The 2,321-nt window shown below is 72.5% G+C and carries 3 protein-coding genes and 1 pseudogene; 2 read left to right on the forward strand and 2 right to left on the reverse strand.

The genetic code is table 11. The features are described 5' to 3' along the window. A pseudogene (locus tag AB0M20_RS38885) lies at positions 1-505 on the reverse strand (peptidase S8); the annotation flags it as partial. A gap of 188 nt (positions 506-693) precedes the next feature. On the opposite strand from AB0M20_RS38885, the gene AB0M20_RS38890 reads away from it, so the two are divergent. Both AB0M20_RS38890 and AB0M20_RS38895 read left to right on the forward strand, forming a co-directional pair. Beyond that, on the forward strand, positions 694-1,122 hold the full coding sequence (locus tag AB0M20_RS38890; protein ID WP_364305991.1) for a DUF6188 family protein: 429 nt from the start codon (positions 694-696) through the stop codon (positions 1,120-1,122). 112 nt (positions 1,123-1,234) lie between these two features. Further along, the gene (locus tag AB0M20_RS38895; protein WP_364305992.1) at positions 1,235-2,059 is read left to right on the forward strand and encodes an SDR family NAD(P)-dependent oxidoreductase; all 825 of its coding nucleotides are present in this window, start codon (positions 1,235-1,237) and stop codon (positions 2,057-2,059) included. On the opposite strand, the gene AB0M20_RS38900 is transcribed toward AB0M20_RS38895, so the two are convergent. After that, on the reverse strand, positions 2,044-2,321 hold a 278-nt coding region (locus AB0M20_RS38900; protein ID WP_364305995.1), incomplete at its 5' end, for an IclR family transcriptional regulator C-terminal domain-containing protein. The genes AB0M20_RS38895 and AB0M20_RS38900 overlap by 16 nt on opposite strands.

Below are 2,321 nucleotides of genomic sequence, written 5' to 3' on the forward strand. Positions count from 1 at the left end.
GCGCGCGCACCGCGAGCGCGCCCACCCCGGAAAGATCGCGGGTCACGCGGACCGTGGCGCCGGTCGCCGCCCGCGCGCTCGCCGACCCCTTACGGCTACCGGCCTTCGGGTACGCGATCAGCAGCGGAAGATCCGCCTCACCGGTATAGCCGAACTCCCGCAGTGCGGTGATGTCGAACAGCCGCTGGTCCAGCCGGCCGCCCCGCAGCAGCGGCAGCGCGTCGGCCGGGATCACGTACTGGTGACCGCCGGACCTGCGGCTGACGAACTGGACCGTCTCGCGGCCCGGCGCGCGCTCGACGGCGAGCTGCCCGCCCGGCGCGATGGTGACGCGGTCACCGGTGATCAACGTGACCCGCACCGACGTGCCCGACACCTTTCCCGGAGCTCTGGCCGGCGGCTGTGTCAGACCTGGTGCCGCGGACGCCGCGGCGGGCGCCACCACCGCGAGCACGGCGGCGGTCACCACCGCGGTCAGCGCGGCGGGAAGTCTTCTCGAGGCCATGATGCACCCTCCCGTGAGCCGAGAGTGGTCCCTCGGCCGCCAATCGATGGCCATCACTGTGCCACGGGCGTGCAAGGTGCCTTTCACGAATCTCTTCGGAGGCTTTAAGGCTCCCTTATGGAAGCGCGGGCTACGGTCCTGCCGTCACCAGGGAGAACAAGCCGATCGAGGTACTCATGTTGCCAGTCATGGTCGCCGAAATGGGCGCTGGACGACGTCCGCGGCAATCGCGGCCGATCAGCCCGCTGATCGGGAAGAAGCTGGAATATCTGGGGCTCGGCCACGCCATCGCCCTGAGCTTCTCCGGCGGTTGTCAGGTCTTCATCGAGACCCCGGCCCACCTGCAGGGCCCGGACGGCCGGGTCGACGTCGAGCCCGGCGACAACCCGTCGGACGCGTTCGCGACGCTGCTCGGCGACGTGGTCCGGGCGGCGCAGGCGAACGCCGCCGGCGAGCTCGAGATCACCTTCGACAGTGGGTCGAAGCTGCGGGTCGACGTCGACGCGGACTTCGAGTCCTGGGCGGTCACCGGCCCGGACCGCTTCCTGATCGTGTGCCTGGCCCGCGGTGAGCTCGCCGTCTGGGGCGACGCGGCGGCCGTCCCGCCCGCCGCCTGATCGTCGCCGCCTGATCATTCCGCAGAGCGGAATTCCCGTGCTCCGCCGGTGACGGAACCCGCCCCTCGGCGCAAAAGTGTATGCAGTTGATCGCTGCGCCGAGGAGAGCCCCATGACGAGTGTTGACGACGCACCACGCCGCCTGGCCGGGAAACGGGTCCTGATCACCGGCACCGCGGGTGGCCAGGGCGCGGCCGCCCAGCAGCTGTTCGCCCAGCACGGGGCCCGGGTCGTCGGCTGCGACGTCAAGCCGGGCGCGGCCGGGGCCACCGCTGCCGAGCTGCGCGACAAGGGGTACGAGGCGTGGGGCGACGACGTCGACCTCACCGACCCCGCCGCGGCCGAGGCGTGGATCGAGCAGGGCGTCGAGCGGCTCGGTGGGCTGGACGTGCTCTACAACAACGCGGCCGGCTTCGGGTTCTGCCAGTTCTCCGCGATGACCCTGGACCTGTGGCGGCACGTGATGCGGGTGGAGCTGGACATCGTCTTCCACACCACCAGCCCGGCGTGGAAGCACCTGTGCCGGGACGGCGGCGTGGTCATCAACACCGCGTCCTACTCCGCCCTGCGCGGCGTCGGCCCCCTCGGGCAGGTCGCCCACGCCGCCGCCAAGGGCGCGATCGTGTCGATGGGCCGGTCGCTCGCCGTCGAGGGCGCCCGGTTCGGGGTACGCGTCAACACCATCTCCCCCGGCTTCGTCTCGTCACCCGCGACGGACGCCGCCGTCGACGACACCCTGCGGGCCTGGCAGCTTCGCAACCACCTGATCCGGCGGCCCGGCACCGGCGACGACATCGCGCAGCTGGCGGTCTATCTCGCCGCGGACGAGTCGTCCTGGGTGACCGGGCAGAACATCAGCATCGACGGTGGGGCGACCGCGGGCTGGCGCGACGACGAGGAGACCGAGCGGATCGTCCGCCTCTACTCCGGCGCCTGAGCCCGCGCGATGCGCTCCGCGGTCCGGCGGGCCGGCGGCACGAGGTCGAGCAGCCGCGCCCGGCCGGATCGCAGGGCGGAGCAGGTGACGACGACCGCGGCGGCGGCCCGGCCGTTGGATCCGGGAACCGGCACGCCGACCGCGTTCACGCCGCGCTCGCCGGCCTCCAGGTCGAACGCGAAGCCGTTCCGGCGTACCCGCCCCAGCTCGCGGCGCAGCGACGACAGCTCCCGGACGGTCCCGTCGCGCAGGACGGTTCGGC

This window comes from Actinoplanes sp. NPDC051633 (genome assembly GCF_040681735.1).
Classification (GTDB): Bacteria; Actinomycetota; Actinomycetes; order Mycobacteriales; family Micromonosporaceae; genus Actinoplanes.